The following is a 13,473-nucleotide window of genomic DNA, read 5'->3' as shown; positions in this document are numbered from 1 at the left end:
TCAGGTCGTTCTTGAGTTCGTCGCGCTCTCGCGCCACCACGGTGACTGCCTCGGACACCGCCAGCCTGCGCGCCACCTCGGCAGCGTCCAGCTGTGATTTGAGCTGCTGTATCTCGGCGTCCTTTTGGGCGGCCACGCCCTGCAGCTGCTGCGCCAGCCGTGCTTGGGCCAACTGGTCTGCTGCCTGCTGCGCCTGCCGCGCACGCTCCAGCTCATTGGCCAGCGCGTCGCGCTGCTTCTCCACCGCGCTCAGGGCCTGCGCCACCGCCAGGTCACGCTCCACCGCGCCCGCGCCCAGCTGCGCCTTCAGGGCCTGAATCTCGGCATCTTTGGCCGCTGCCGACTTCTGCAGCTCATTGGCCACCTGGGCCTGCGCCAGCGCCACCGCATTGCGTTTGTCCTGCTCGGCCAGCTCTAGTCGCTCGTGCAACTGCGCGGCGAAATCCGCGTCGCGCACCTGCTTGAGGATGTCGGCATACCCGGTTTCGTCCACCTTGAAGGCCTTGTTGCAGTGGGGGCAGATGATGTCGTGCATGGCGGTCACCGTGTGTCTTGTTTCATTGGGTGGGGAGCATAGCGGGCAGGAGATGCGCTTTGGGATGGCAGATCAGCGCTAAGGGTCCCATACACGCGCCGACCGCCAAGTACGCATCTGCGGACTGCCCGAGTCTGCTGATGCGCGCGGCGCAATGACGGTGAGCTTGCACCAAGTGCAGCCTTTCCGCCCCTTCAGTTAAATTGCCCCGCATGCCCAATATCCCCGACTCCACCTCAGCCGCCGCCCCCGCATCCCTCATCGACTCCCCCCAAGCCGCGTGGCGACTGCTGACCACGCTGGGCCTGGTGGTACTGGGCAACAGCAGCATGTATGTGGTGTCGGTGGTGCTGCCCGCTGTGCAGGCCGAGTTTGGCGTGGGCCGTGCGGATGCCTCCCTGCCCTACACGCTGATGATGGTGTGCCTGGGGCTGGGCGGGATCTGGACCGGGCGCATGGCCGACCGGCATGGGCTGATGCCGGTGCTGTGCGTGGGCGCGGTGGCCGTGTGTGGCGGGTTTGTGTGGGCGGGGCTGTCGGGCAGCATCTGGGGGTTTGGGCTGGCGCACGGGCTGATGGGGCTGATTGGCAGCTCGGCTACGTTTGCGCCTTTGATGGCCGACACGGCGCTGTGGTGGAACCGGCGGCGCGGCATTGCGGTGGCGATCTGCGCCAGTGGCAACTACATTGCGGGCGCTCTGTGGCCGCCCATCGTGCAGCGCGGCATCGAGCTGATCGGCTGGCGCCACACCTATGTGATGTTGGGCCTGGTGTGTGGGGTGGGCATGCTGCTGCTGGCGATGCGCATGCGTCAGCGCGCGCCGTTGGCACAGACGGATGCAGCACCCCCACCCGCCGCACCCGTCGCATCGGCGCACGGTACGGCATACGGTGTGGCGCCCACGGCGCTGCCGTTGGACCGCAGCCGCCCGTTCGGCCTGCGACCGCTGCATGCACAGCTATTGCTGTGTGTGGCGGGCGTCGCGTGCTGCGTGGCCATGGCGATGCCGCAGGTGCACATCGTGGCGTATTGCACGGACCTGGGTTTTGGCGCAGCGCGCGGGGCCGAGATGCTGTCGCTGATGCTGGCCTGTGGCATCTTCAGCCGCCTGGTGTCGGGCGTGATCTGCGACCGCATTGGTGGCGTGCGCACGCTGCTGCTGGGCTCGGCGTTGCAGGGCGTGGGGCTGGCGCTGTTTTTGCCGTTTGACGGGCTGGTGCCGCTGTATGTCATCTCGGCCATGTTCGGGCTGTTCCAGGGCGGCATCGTGCCCGCTTACGCCATCATCATCCGCGAGTATTTCGCCCCGCAGGAGGCCGGGGCGCGGGTGGGGGCTGTCATCACGGCCACGCTGATCGGCATGGCGCTGGGGGGCTGGATGTCGGGCTGGATCTTTGACCTGACGGGCAGCTACCGCGCGGCGTTCGTGAACGGCATGGGGTGGAATCTGCTGAACCTGTCGATCGTGGGCTGGCTGTTCTGGCGCGTGCGCCAACAACCCGCTGTGACAGCGCGGCCGCAGCACAGCCCAGGGTAAGCCGGGCAGGCGCCGCCAGCGGGCACTATCGGCGATTTAGGCCATCTGCAGGTAGCGCCCTGCCAATTCTTTCTGCGCCGCCGCGTCCATGCCCAGCACGTCCACCAGATACGGCTGCAGGCCGCCATAGTTGTTGTCCACCATGTGCAGGGCGGCGTCCAGAAACTCCTCTTGCACGCGCCACAGCACCCGCAGCACTTCCTCTGGTGCGTGACTGCCCATGCCCGGCGGGCGCTGGTAGAGCGTGTTGGTGAGCAGGTAGTCGTGCATGACCACGTCGCGCGGCACGCCCAGGGTCAGCAGGATGAGGGCGGCGGCAAAGCCGGTGCGGTCTTTGCCCGCGGTGCAGTGGAACACGGTGGGTGCATCGCTGGCGAGCAGCAGGCGAAACAGCTCGGCAAAACGTGGGGCGTTGTCGTGCACAAAACCCCGGTAGGTGTCCTGCATCAGGGCCACGGCGTCTTGCGCCGTGAGCTGGCGGCCGGTGCGTTGCAGCTCCAGCGCGCGCTGCACCACGGTAGGTTCGATGTGCAGTGGGTGGTAGGCCACGCCGGGCAGTGCGTAGGCATACGCGGCGCTTTCGGCCTGGCCCCGAAAGTCCACCGCGCGGGCCACGCCCAGGTCTGCCAGCAGGGCCTGGTCCTCGGGCGTGAGGCCCGCCAGGTGGTCGGAGCGGAAGATGCGGCGCCATTTCACCGGGCGGCCACCGTGGCCGGTGTAGCCGCCCAGGTCGCGGAAGTTGGTGGCGCCCCGCAGGGGCAGGGATCGGGTGGGGGCAGAAGTGGACATGGTCGAGAGGCTCAAGCACAGGGCGTTGCCGCAAGACTAGCCCAGATGCGCCCGCCCGGTTGTCGCATGGGGGCTATCCAGATCACTGGCACGCCGTGTGTGGGACGGCCCCCTTTTTGCTCCGCCGTGCTTACTTGCCCTGCACGTAGGCGTTGCGGGCGACCAAGGCCAAGTCGGGGTAGTTGGCGAACATACCGTCCATGCCCATGTCCAGGTACTTGCGGAACTCTGTGGCCGCAGGGGCGGCATCGGCCTGTGCGAACGTCCAGCCGTGCACCTTCAGGCCTGCGGCGTGGGCCTGGTCGATGAAGGACTTGGTGACTGGGTATGTAGTGTTGTTGATGAGCACGCCCACGCCCTCGTTGAAGGCGGCCACATCCTTGAGCGTGAGTGCCTGCACGCCGGTGGCGCCTGTGACCCCCATGCGTGCGGTGCCGTCGGGTGCAGTGGTGGCCACGCCCAGCAGGATCAGCGGCATCTTGTTGTTCTGCGCGATCTGCTTGGCCCGCAGGCTGCGCAGCGTGGCATCGCTGAACGACTGGATGAAGACCTTGCTATTGGCGTTGTAGCCATTGGCTGCCAGGGTCTTGAGGATGCCGTCTTCCATGGCGGGGTCTGCCTGCTTAGCCTCGGGGTAGATGCCCACTTCGCGTCCAACGGCGCTGCTTTGCTTTTTGGCCAGGTCCACCACTTCCTGGAATGTGGGCACGGCGAACGCGTTGGCAGAGCTGGGCGTGAAGCCCGGGTAGCTTGTCTTGCCCGTGCCGGTAGGCACTACGGTCAGTGTCTTGATCTCGGCCAGTGTGAAGTCAGACACTTTGTAGCCGCCGTTGCGCTGCGCGAACAGCGCGGCCACGTTGGTGGTGCGGGTCAGTGTGTCGTCGTGGATGGCGACCAGCGCGCCGTCCTTGGTGATCTGCAAGTCGGGCTCGATGTAGTCGGCCCCCATGCGAATGGCCAGCTCGTAGCCGCCCAGCGTGTGCTCCGGCAGGTAGCCGCTGGCGCCACGGTGCGCGATGACCTGGGGTTGTGCGGGTGCGCTATCACTGCCGCCGCACCCGGCCAGCATCAGGGCAGACAGGCAGGCGGCGGCGAAGGAGGACAAGGCTTTCATGGCAGCGGTTCCGTTTCTGAAAAGAGGCCGACTCTAGGGCGGCGCCATGGCAACGGCGTGACATGTTGGCGCGGAGGTCCGCAGGGGAGGAACCTTGGAGACACGGAGGCGATGGCTAGGTTGTGGGGCCAGTGTTCCTGCAGCACGCCATGGCAGACGCTGGCCTCCGCCCGCCAGGCTGCCAACCTCTACGGTGGGAGTGAGGTCACGGCGCCATCCACTGGTAACTCCTGGCTTCCACGTGGGCAGGGCTGGTCGGTGTAGGTGGTGCGGCCCTCTTTCACACACTTACGCGGTTGCGGCGCGGCGGGCGCGGAGGCACCGGTGCGTGCGGCCTGCGCCTGTGTGGGCCGCTTGTCGGGCGGCAAGGTGTCGGGGCCGGGACGGGTGACCTTTTTCCACACCTGCTCGGACCACGGTCCTGCGCGGGGCAGCCAGGCATCGCTCGTCCACCATGCAGCGGCGGCAGCAGCCACCACCACGACAGCGATGGCCGTCAGTGCGGAGCGTTCAGTGCGGCTGCGCATGCTGTGAGGATGCCTGTAAAGGGTGCGTCAGCGGGTGCGCTCCCGCGTCACGTTCACGTCAATGTCGCCAAACACGGTCACGCCGCTGGCACCCTGGGGCTGCTGCTGGCTGGCGGGGTCGCTGGAGCGCGCAACGCCCGAGGTGCTGCCGCAACCACTCAGCGCACCTGCAACCGCCATAGCCGCCAGCGCGGTGCGCCAGAAGCCTTGTGCGAGCCGTGCGGGCGATACGGTGTATTCCGTGTTCAGCATCTGCATCATTCGCCGCCCAGGTGGTTGCCCAGAATGCCCGCCAGCTCGAACATGCCCGCGCTGTCCTTGCCAAACACAGCGCGCAGCTTGTCATCGGCCACGATGGTGCGCTTGTCCTTGGGGTCTTGCAGGTTGTGGGCCTTGATGTATTCCCACATCTTCTTCACGGCCTCGGGGCGTGCCACGGGTTCGCTGCCAATCACGGCGGCCAGGGCGGCGCTTGGGGCCTTGCCTGCGGCGGCCTTGCGCGGGGCTTTGGCCGCCGTCGTTTTGGCTGCGGCCTTCTTTGCAGGGGCTTTTTTGGCGGCAGCGCCAGTGGCTTTTGCCTTGGTTGCTATTGTTTTTGAAGCAGCTCCCGGGCGGGGTGGGAACTTGCTGGGCGCAAATTCAAAGTTGACCTTGCCCGCCTCCTTGTCCCACGCCAGGTGGGCCTTGAAGTTGCGGCGCGTGCGCATGCTCACGAACTTGTCGAGCAGGTCGGTCTTGCCCGTCTCCAGCAGCTTTTGCATCTGCTCGCGCTCCACGGGCTGCTGCAGGATGATCTTGCCGCTCTTGAAGGTGCAGCTCGGTGTGGGCTGCGCGGCGGTGGGCACGGCCTTGCTGCACACGTAGTTGCTGCCGTGCTCGTGCACGTCCGATCCGCAGATGGGGCAGGCGCCCAGCGCGGCGTCTTCAAACTCCACGATCTCGCCGGACTCTTCGCCCTTTTTGTCGTCGCCAAAGTCGAATTCGAGCTTGTAGTTGTGCGCCTCGTCGTCGTACTTGATGACGATCTCGGACGTGAAGGGCCAGCCTGCCTTGGAGCGGAAGCCCTCCAGCGGGCCAATCTTCTTGTCGCGCAGCAGGGCGTTGGCCTCGGCGGTTTCAAAGGTGCGGCCTGCAGGCGATTTGCCAAAGCTGAAGCCGCAGCCTTCTGCGCCTGCCTTGCCCACGCAGGCAAAGCGGCGGTAGTTCTCTTTGACCACGCCGCCGCAGTTGGGGCATGGGGATTCGAGCGTGGCGTAGTCGCCGGGGATGGTGTCGCGGTCGTATTCCTTGGCCTTCTTGACCATGCGCTCGGTCATGGCGGCGATCTCGGCCATGAATGCTTCGCGGCTGAGCAGACCCTTTTCCATTTGCGAGAGCTTGTACTCCCACTCGCCGGTCAGGTCGGCGCGGCAGAGTTCTTCCACCTCCAGCCCGCGCAGCAGCGTCATCAGCTGGAAGGCCTTGGCCGTAGGGATGATCTCGCGGCCTTCGCGCAGCATGTACTTTTCGGTCAGCAGGCCTTCGATGATGGCCGCGCGTGTGGCTGGGGTGCCCAGGCCTTTTTCCTGCATGGCTTCGCGCAGTTCGTCGTCGTCGATCTGCTTGCCCGCGCTTTCCATGGCGCCCAGCAGCGTGGCTTCGGAGTAGCGTGCGGGCGGCTTGGTCTTGAGGCCCTTGGGGTCCACAGCCAGGGTGTTGACGCTTTCGCCGGGTTTGACGGGCACCAGGTTCTGGCCCTTGTCGCCGTCCTTGCCGCCTTCGACTTCTTCGGCAGCTTCCTTCCCGTAAATGGCCAGCCAGCCCGGCTTGACCAGCACCTTGCCTTCGGTCTTGAAGCTGTGCGGGGCAACCGTGGAAATGCGGGTCGTGACCGTGTATTCAGCGCTGGGGAAGAACACGGCCATGAAGCGGCGCACGACCAGGTCGTACAGCTTTTGCTCGGCTTCGCTCAGGCCGCTCGGTGCCTGCAGCGTGGGGATGATGGCAAAGTGGTCACTCACCTTGCTGTTGTCAAAGATGCGCTTGGACGGGCGCACGTAGTTGTTGTTCAGCGCCGTGAGCGCATGCGGCGCCAGATGCCGCATGCCGCTGTCGGCCAACATCTCGAAGGTCTGCTTGGCCACGGGCAGATAGTCCTCGGGCAGCGCGCGCGAGTCGGTACGCGGGTAGGTCAGGGCCTTGTGGCGCTCGTACAGGCTTTGCGCCAGGGCCAGCGTGGTCTTGGCAGAAAAGCCGAACTTGCCGTTGGCCTCGCGCTGCAGGCTGGTCAGGTCAAACAGCAGGGGCGATGCCTGCGTGGTGGGCTTGCTTTCTTCGGTGACGGTGGCCTGCTTGCCGCGTACGGCGTTGGCGATGGCCGTGGCTTCGGCGGACGACCACACGCGGTCAGCGCGGGCTTCGACGTCTTCCGATTTCTTCCACTTGGGGTCGAACCACTTGGCGGGGTACTCGCCGGCTTCGGCGCCGAAGGTGGCGTGGATTTCCCAATAGTCTCGGCTGATGAACTTGCGGATCTTTTCTTCGCGCTCCACCACCAGCGACAGCGTGGGCGTCTGCACCCGGCCCACGGTGGTCAGGAAGAAGCCGCCATCGCGCGAGTTGAACGCCGTCATGGCGCGGGTGCCGTTGATGCCCACCAGCCAGTCGGCCTCGGAGCGACTGCGGGCGGCGTGCGCCAGGCCCGCCATCTGCTGCTCGGTGCGAAGGGCGTCAAAGCCGTCGCGGATGGCCTGGGGTGTCATGGACTGCAGCCACAGGCGCTTGACGGGTTTGCCCAGCGGTTTGCTGCCACCGGCGTATTGCTCGATCAAACGGAAGATCAGCTCACCCTCGCGGCCCGCGTCGCAGGCGTTGATGAGTTGCGTCACGTCCTTGCGCTTGGCCTGCTTGACCACCGCGTTCAGGCGGCTCTTGGTCTTGTCCACGGGCTTCAGGTCAAAGTACGGCGGGATCACAGGCAGGTGCGCAAAGCTCCACTTGCCGCGCTTTACGTCAAACTGCTCGGGGGCCTGGATCTCCACCAGGTGGCCCACGGCGCTGGTGACTACATAGCGGTCGTTCTCGAAGTGGTCTTCGTGCTTCTCGAACTTGCCCGCCACGGGGGTCAGTGCGCGCACGATGTCTTGCGCCACCGAGGGTTTCTCTGCAATTACCAGGGTCTTGGTCATTTTTTGGTTTCTCGCCAGTCTGGCTGTCCGGCATCCGGCCGGTCGCTTCTACAATTCGTTGCCTCACGCGTACACGCGCACGCGCATGTGTGCATATTCAAGTTAACAGAGTTTTTGCCATGCCCCGCACCGCACCGCCTGCAACCCCGTCTCCCGCGCAGGGCCGCCGCATCCAGACCCGGCGCTCTGGCGTGCACGGCAAGGGCGTTTTTGCCGTGCAGGATATTGCAGAGGGCGAAGTCCTTGTGGAATACACGGGCGAAGTGATTGGCTGGCAGGAAGCCCAGGACCGCCACCCGCACGACCCCCTGCAACCCAACCACACGTTCTACTTCCATGTGGATGAAGACCATGTGATCGATGCAAAGTTCGGCGGCAATTCGTCGCGCTGGATCAATCACAGCTGCAACCCCAACTGCTATGCCGACGAGCGGGACGGCCGCATTTTCATCACCGCGCTGCGCAACATCCAGGCGGGCGAAGAGTTGAACTACGACTACGGCCTGATCATCGAAGAGCGCTACACCAAGAAGCTCAAGGCCGAATACCCCTGCTGGTGCGGTAGCACCAACTGCCGGGGCACGCTGCTGGCGCCCAAGCGCGGCTGGGCACCGCCGGTGCCCTTGCCACCGTCCAAGCCGTCCTCCTCCAAAGCTGCCAAGGCCGCTGAGGCGCCTCGGAAGGCCAAGCCGCGAGGCCGTAGCCAGTGAACGCCGCCCCTATCCGCTGGCCCGCCGAAGCCATCTGGGAGGCGGTGTCACCGCTACTGCCGGGCTTTACCGTCGAGGTGCAGCCCTCCATCGACTCCACCAATACCGAGTTGATGCGCCGTGCGCGCAACGGCCAGTGCGAGCCCACCCTGCTGGTGGCCGAACAGCAGACCGCCGGGCGCGGGCGGCTGGGGCGGGTGTGGCAGAGCGATGTGGGGGCTTCTCTCATGATGTCCTTGGGCCTGCCGCTGGCTCCCCAGGATTGGTCCGGCCTGTCGCTCGCCGTGGGGGTGAGCGTGGCCGAAAGCCTGCAGCCCGTGCTGCCTGCCCTGGGGGCGGGGCAGCCTGCGCGCGTGGGGCTCAAGTGGCCCAACGACCTCTGGCTGGGCGGCGCCGCGGGCGACCGCAAGCTGGGCGGCATCCTGGTGGAAACGGCCAGTTTTGTGGCGCCCCAGACTGCGCCCTCGCAGGCCAGCACCAGCACAAGCACCGCGCGCTACGTGGTGGTGGGCATTGGCATCAACGTGCTGCCCCGCAGCCCCGAGGGCATGAGCATGCCCCCCGGCAGCCTGCAGGATGTGGAGCCGGGCCTGGACGCACCCACCGCCCTGCTGCGCATCGTGCCGCCACTGGTGGCCATGCTGCAGTCGTTTGCGGGCTATGGGTTTGCGCCCATGCAGCCCCGCTTTGCGGCACGTGATGTGCTGCAGGGCCGCGCGGTGACGCTGAGCGACGGCCACACCGGCACCGCGCATGGCGTGGGCGATGACGGTGCGCTGCTGGTGCACACAGCCGGTGGCATGCAGGCCATCACCAGTTCTGAAATCAGCGTCCGGCCGACGGCGGTGCCCCCGGTGTGAGACAGCTTCCTCTTCCGATGCGAGTGTTCTTGAAAGGCCGTGCTCCATGCTCCGTCTTGCCGTGATCGTGCTGCTGCTGGCCAACGCGGGCTATTACGCGTGGTCGCAAGGGCTGCTGCGCCAGTTTGGCTACGCGCCGCAAGAGCAGTCCGAGCCACAGCGCATGAACCAGCAGATCCGGCCCGAGACGCTGCAGATCCTGAAGGTCAACCCCAGCAAGACCTCCTCTGCTGCGCCCCCCATCCCTACTTCCCCACCCCAGGCCACCGCCGCCAATGACTCCCCCACCCCCGCCTCCACACCGGCTGCCCCGGCCCCCGCAGAATCTGCCGAGTGCCTGCAGGCCGGCGTGTTCGATGACCGCCAGGCCGAAGTGCTGCGCACGGCGGCTGCTGGCTTGCCCTCAGGCAGCTGGACGCTGGAGCCCACGCCCGTGCCGGGCCGCTGGATGGTCTACATGGGCCGGTTTGACGACATGGAAACGCTGGACCGCAAACGCGCCGAGCTGCGCGCCCGCAAGGTGGAGCACGACCGCGCGGGGGGCACGCTCGAACTGGGCCTGTCGCTGGGCCGCTTTGCCTCCAAGGAGGCGGCCGAGCGTGAGCTGGCCAATCTCGGCAACAAAGGCGTGCGCACCGCCCGCGTGATCCAGGAGCGCGCTGAATCCCCCGGCTTCACGCTGCGCCTGCCCTCAGTGAACGACGCGCTGCGGGCGCAGCTGGATGTGCTGCGCACCGCGATGGCCGGCAAGACGCTGCGCACGTGTGGCTGAGGTAGACACCGCCCCATGAACGAAGAGCCGACATCCATCCAGTGCGGTGAACATGGCGAAGCCGCACCCACCTACGTCTGCGGGCACCTGTGCCGCCACCCGGTGCAGCGCTGGTTTTGCGATGCGCCGTCGCCAGACACCCCCTACCCGGACGCCTGGTGTGCCAGCTGCAACGCCGAGCTGATGAAACAAGGCGGCGAGTGGAACGAACACAACGCGGACTGCCTGGATCTTCAGATCCTGTGCCACCACTGTTACGAGGACTCCATGGCACGCAGCGTGGAGGCCCTGGACGCTGATGCCGAAGCCGCCTGGATCGATGCGGTGACACAGGGGCACCATGCGCTGCGGGACAAGCAGCGCGCACTGGAGCAGGACCACGGCATCTCGCACTTTGAACGCTGGGACTACGACCAGGCGGCAGGCACCTTGACCTTTTCAGACGGCGGTGTGCCCCGTCTGGTGGCCAGCATCGAGTTCATCGGCTCGGTGTCGGAAGCCAGCGGCACCTGGCTGTGGGCCTGGGCCAATTTCCATAACGAGGCCCCGGTCGTGTCGCGCATTGCCGCTGTGCGGGAGTTTGGCGAAGCCAGGGGCTTCCTGCACCTCACGGTGCCGCTGTGGAAGGGCGATGCCACCGATGGCTGGGAGCTGTCGGGTGTGGCCGCGCAGGTGCTGGGCGCCCAGGGCGTGTACCGCGTGCCTACGGGCCGGGGCTTTTTGTACATGGCCCTGATGTCGGTGCAGCGCGTGGCGTGAGCACGGTTGCTGCGCCAACCCCGGTGCAGCGCTATGGCAACGGTATGGCGCGCGTCTCGCCCTGCCGCATGAGCCAGACGCGGTCCAGCGGCAGGCCACGCTGCGCGAGCGCGGCGGCCAGGTCGCGCGGCGGGTGGTCGAAGGCCTCCTGCGTCAGCATGAACGTGCCCCAGTGCACGCCCATGGCCTGCCTGGCCTCCACATCCAGCATCAGCTGCACGGCGTCTTCCGGGTTCACGTGCATGGGCTTCATGAAGTCGCGGGGCAGATAGGCGCCGATGGGCAATGCCAGAAAGTCCACCGGCCCCAGGCGCTGGCGGATGGCCTTGAAGTCGTCGCTGTAGCCCGTGTCGCCCGGGAACAGAAAGCGCCAGGGCGCCGCCGCCTGTGGGCGCGTCCATTCCAGCAGGTACCCACCCCACAGCGAGGCATTGGTATCCCACGGGGTGCGGCGGCTCCAGTGCTGTGACGGCGTGAAAAACACGCGCACGCCGGGGGCGATGTCGGTGTGCTCCCACCAGTTCAGCGCGGTGACCGGGCCCATGCTCCGCTGGGTGAACCAGTCGGCCAGCCCCAGGGGCACCACAAAGCGGGGCGACTGGCCCGCGTCGCGCAGGCGGCGCAAGGTGCCGTAGCACAGGTGGTCGTAGTGGTTGTGCGAGATCAGCACCACATCGATGGGCGGCAGGTCCTCGGGCGCCAGGGGCGCGGGCACACGGCGCGGAGCACCAAAGCGGCCCAGGGGGCCCGCAAAATCGCACAGCGTGGGGTCGATCAGCACGTTGAGGCCCGCCACCTGCAGCAGCATGGAGACATGGCCCAGCCAGGTGATCACGGGGGCCTGCTGGCGCTGTGCCAGGCGCGCGGGGTCCACGGGCTGCGTCCACTGCCGGGCAAAGGCCCCGTAGCCGCCCGCAGGCTCGCTGCGCGGCTTGAAATCGCCGCGCAGCGAGCGCCAGACCATTTCGTACCAGGGGAAGTTGCCGATCACCACGGCGGGGTGCGTGTTGGCAAAGCGGCGAGGCGATGGCGTCATCGGGGGGCTGTGTCGGTGCAAAAAACTTGGAACAGGCTCTGGGGTCGCATGATGCCGGATGGCCGGTGCTGTGGCGGGTTGCCTGCGCATCAACCCTGCGGCGCGCCGGCTTTGCTGGCTGATGCGCCAGCTGCCGGGTCAGCTGCCCGCCACCACGTCCCGCGCCGCAAAACGCACGCTAAAGCGTGCGCCGGGCGGGGTCTGGCCGGGGCGCGCGTCTTCGAGCGTGACCTCGGCGCCGTGCTTGCTGGCGATCTCCAGCACGATGGGCAGGCCCAAGCCGGAGCCGTCGGCCTCGCTGCCCAGGGCGCGGTAGAACGGCTGGAACACCAGCTCGCGTTCGGCCTCGGGCACGCCGGGGCCCGAGTCTTCGACCTGCAGCAGCAGCACATGGCCAAAGGTGTCGGCGAGCACGCGGGCGGTGACCACACCGGGCTTGTCGGGCGTGGAGGGTGTGTAGTTGATGGCGTTGTCCACCAGGTTGCGCACCAGCTCCTTGAGCAGCGTGGGGTTGCCGTCGATCAGCACGCCCGGCGATCCGGGCTCCGCACCGTCGTAGCCCAGGTCGATGTGCTTGTCGAGCGCGCGGGGCACCGAGTCGCGCACCACCTCGATCACCAGGCGTGCCAGGTCGCACGGCTGGCGCGCAATGCCCACGCCGCTGCCCTCGGCCCGGGCCAGCGCCAGCAGCTGGTTGACGGTGTGCGTGGCGCGGATGCTGGAGCGCCCGATCTGCTGCAGCGAGCGTTTGAGCTCTTCGGTGCTGGTGCCTTCGCGCTGGGCCAGGTCGGCCTGCATGCGCAGGCCCGCCAGCGGGGTCTTGAGCTGGTGGGCGGCATCGGCCAGAAAGCGTTTTTGCGTGGCCAGCGAGTCGTTCAGGCGCGTGAGCAGATCGTTGACGGACGACACCAGCGGCGCGACTTCGAGCGGCACGGTGCGGTCGTCCAGCGGCGAGAGGTCGTCGGGGTTGCGTGCGCGGATGCGCTGCTCCAGCTGGTTGAGCGGCTGGATACCCCGCGCCAGCGCCAGCCACACCAGCAACACGGCCAACGGCAGGATGACGAACTGCGGCAGCATCACGCCCTTGATGATTTCGGTGGCCAGCACGCTGCGCTTTTCGCGCGTCTCGGCCACCTGCACCAGCGCCACCGGCGTGTCTTTCAGCGGCAGGCGCACCCAGATATAGGCCACGCGGATGTCGATGCCGCGCATCTCGGCATCGCGCAGCCGCACCTCGCCCGACAGGGGCACCTCGTCGCTCGGGGGCTCGGGCAGTTCGCGCTCGCCCGAGAGGAACTCGCCGCCCGGGCCGATGACCTGGTAGTACACGATGTCGGAGTCGTCAGCCCGCAGGATCTCGCTGGCGGGCTGGGGCAGGTTGAACTGCGCCTTGTCGCCCACCACGCTCACCAGTTGGGCGAGGGCGTGGGCGTTGTACTCCAGCGCCCGGTCAAACGGCTTGTTGGCCAGGCCCTGCGCCACCAGCCAGGTCAGCGCCAGGCTCACAGGCCACAGCAGCAGCAGCGGCGTGAGCATCCAGTCCAGGATTTCGCCGAACAGGGAGCGCTGCTCGCGCTGGAAGATCTTCACAGCGGCCGCCGTGGCATTTTTGACGCCAAAACACCCGATAGCGCCAGATTCATATGCACAAGCTGCTATCGTTTTG

12 protein-coding genes and 1 pseudogene are annotated in these 13,473 nt (G+C 66.9%); 5 read left to right on the top strand and 8 right to left on the bottom strand.

Annotated features, from left to right (window positions below; genetic code table 11):
• Positions 1-535: pseudogene (locus ISS20_RS02845) on the bottom strand (DUF2130 domain-containing protein); the annotation flags it as partial.
• A 212-nt stretch (positions 536-747) separates the two neighbouring features.
• Here ISS20_RS02845 and ISS20_RS02840 point away from each other — a divergent pair.
• Entirely contained in the window at positions 748-2,073 is a 1,326-nt protein-coding gene (locus ISS20_RS02840) for an MFS transporter (protein WP_291433490.1), read from the top strand.
• Between the two features lie 36 nt (positions 2,074-2,109).
• Here the strand turns inward: ISS20_RS02840 and ISS20_RS02835 are convergent, their stop codons facing one another.
• The 5 genes from ISS20_RS02835 to ISS20_RS02815 all read right to left on the bottom strand — a co-directional run bounded on the left by ISS20_RS02835 (position 2,110) and on the right by ISS20_RS02815 (position 7,670).
• The gene (locus ISS20_RS02835; RefSeq protein ID WP_291433489.1) at positions 2,110-2,862 is read right to left on the bottom strand and encodes a tyrosine-protein phosphatase; all 753 of its coding nucleotides are present in this window, start codon (positions 2,860-2,862) and stop codon (positions 2,110-2,112) included.
• A 130-nt stretch (positions 2,863-2,992) separates the two neighbouring features.
• Positions 2,993-3,976, bottom strand: a complete 984-nt coding sequence (locus ISS20_RS02830) for a glycerophosphodiester phosphodiesterase family protein (protein WP_291433487.1) — start codon at positions 3,974-3,976, stop codon at positions 2,993-2,995.
• A gap of 188 nt (positions 3,977-4,164) precedes the next feature.
• Positions 4,165-4,503 carry a DUF4124 domain-containing protein gene (locus ISS20_RS02825; RefSeq protein WP_291433486.1) on the bottom strand — a complete coding sequence of 113 codons (339 nt, stop codon included), beginning with the start codon at positions 4,501-4,503 and terminating at the stop codon, positions 4,165-4,167.
• Between the two features lie 27 nt (positions 4,504-4,530).
• Positions 4,531-4,761 (bottom strand): hypothetical protein, encoded by a 231-nt coding sequence (locus ISS20_RS02820; protein WP_291433484.1) that lies wholly within the window; start codon positions 4,759-4,761, stop codon positions 4,531-4,533.
• Positions 4,761-7,670 carry a DNA topoisomerase III gene (locus ISS20_RS02815; protein ID WP_291433483.1) on the bottom strand — a complete coding sequence of 970 codons (2,910 nt, stop codon included), beginning with the start codon at positions 7,668-7,670 and terminating at the stop codon, positions 4,761-4,763. Before ISS20_RS02815 ends, ISS20_RS02820 begins: the two co-directional genes overlap by 1 nt.
• A gap of 119 nt (positions 7,671-7,789) precedes the next feature.
• Here ISS20_RS02815 and ISS20_RS02810 point away from each other — a divergent pair, with 119 nt between their 5' ends.
• The 4 genes from ISS20_RS02810 to ISS20_RS02795 are packed head-to-tail and all read left to right on the top strand — an operon-like array spanning position 7,790 to position 10,771.
• Positions 7,790-8,380 carry an SET domain-containing protein-lysine N-methyltransferase gene (locus ISS20_RS02810; RefSeq protein ID WP_291433481.1) on the top strand — a complete coding sequence of 197 codons (591 nt, stop codon included), beginning with the start codon at positions 7,790-7,792 and terminating at the stop codon, positions 8,378-8,380.
• Complete coding sequence (locus ISS20_RS02805; RefSeq protein WP_291433479.1) at positions 8,377-9,240, top strand: biotin--[acetyl-CoA-carboxylase] ligase; 864 nt, start codon at positions 8,377-8,379, stop codon at positions 9,238-9,240. Before ISS20_RS02810 ends, ISS20_RS02805 begins: the two co-directional genes overlap by 4 nt.
• Positions 9,241-9,286: 46 nt before the next feature.
• Positions 9,287-10,012 (top strand): SPOR domain-containing protein, encoded by a 726-nt coding sequence (locus tag ISS20_RS02800; protein WP_291433477.1) that lies wholly within the window; start codon positions 9,287-9,289, stop codon positions 10,010-10,012.
• A gap of 15 nt (positions 10,013-10,027) precedes the next feature.
• Positions 10,028-10,771, top strand: coding sequence for a DUF6882 domain-containing protein (locus tag ISS20_RS02795; protein ID WP_291433476.1), 744 nt, complete (start codon positions 10,028-10,030; stop codon positions 10,769-10,771).
• 31 nt (positions 10,772-10,802) lie between these two features.
• Here ISS20_RS02795 and ISS20_RS02790 read toward each other — a convergent pair whose 3' ends face one another.
• Together ISS20_RS02790 and ISS20_RS02785 are read right to left on the bottom strand one after the other, a co-directional pair.
• On the bottom strand, positions 10,803-11,807 hold the full coding sequence (locus tag ISS20_RS02790; protein WP_291433474.1) for an MBL fold metallo-hydrolase: 1,005 nt from the start codon (positions 11,805-11,807) through the stop codon (positions 10,803-10,805).
• 138 nt (positions 11,808-11,945) lie between these two features.
• Complete coding sequence (locus ISS20_RS02785; RefSeq protein WP_291433472.1) at positions 11,946-13,397, bottom strand: sensor histidine kinase; 1,452 nt, start codon at positions 13,395-13,397, stop codon at positions 11,946-11,948.
• Between the last annotated feature and the right edge of the window lie 76 nt (positions 13,398-13,473).

Origin of the sequence: Acidovorax sp. (assembly GCF_016783915.1) — a bacterium.
Lineage (GTDB): Bacteria > Pseudomonadota > Gammaproteobacteria > Burkholderiales > Burkholderiaceae_C > Acidovorax.
The sequence above is the reverse complement of the archived record's forward strand: the minus strand, read 5'-3'. Positions and strand labels throughout refer to the sequence as shown.

What these genes read in the sequence shown, in the direction of transcription:
- ISS20_RS02835 (WP_291433489.1), bottom strand. Translation starts at nt 2,862, where the DNA reads ATGTCCACTTCTGCCCCCACCCGATCCCTGCCCCTGCGGGGCGCCACC.
- ISS20_RS02790 (WP_291433474.1), bottom strand. Translation starts at nt 11,807, where the DNA reads ATGACGCCATCGCCTCGCCGCTTTGCCAACACGCACCCCGCCGTGGTG.
- ISS20_RS02810 (WP_291433481.1), top strand. Translation starts at nt 7,790, where the DNA reads ATGCCCCGCACCGCACCGCCTGCAACCCCGTCTCCCGCGCAGGGCCGC.
- ISS20_RS02800 (WP_291433477.1), top strand. Translation starts at nt 9,287, where the DNA reads ATGCTCCGTCTTGCCGTGATCGTGCTGCTGCTGGCCAACGCGGGCTAT.
- ISS20_RS02825 (WP_291433486.1), bottom strand. Translation starts at nt 4,503, where the DNA reads ATGCGCAGCCGCACTGAACGCTCCGCACTGACGGCCATCGCTGTCGTG.
- ISS20_RS02795 (WP_291433476.1), top strand. Translation starts at nt 10,028, where the DNA reads ATGAACGAAGAGCCGACATCCATCCAGTGCGGTGAACATGGCGAAGCC.
- ISS20_RS02840 (WP_291433490.1), top strand. Translation starts at nt 748, where the DNA reads ATGCCCAATATCCCCGACTCCACCTCAGCCGCCGCCCCCGCATCCCTC.
- ISS20_RS02820 (WP_291433484.1), bottom strand. Translation starts at nt 4,761, where the DNA reads ATGCAGATGCTGAACACGGAATACACCGTATCGCCCGCACGGCTCGCA.
- ISS20_RS02830 (WP_291433487.1), bottom strand. Translation starts at nt 3,976, where the DNA reads ATGAAAGCCTTGTCCTCCTTCGCCGCCGCCTGCCTGTCTGCCCTGATG.
- ISS20_RS02815 (WP_291433483.1), bottom strand. Translation starts at nt 7,670, where the DNA reads ATGACCAAGACCCTGGTAATTGCAGAGAAACCCTCGGTGGCGCAAGAC.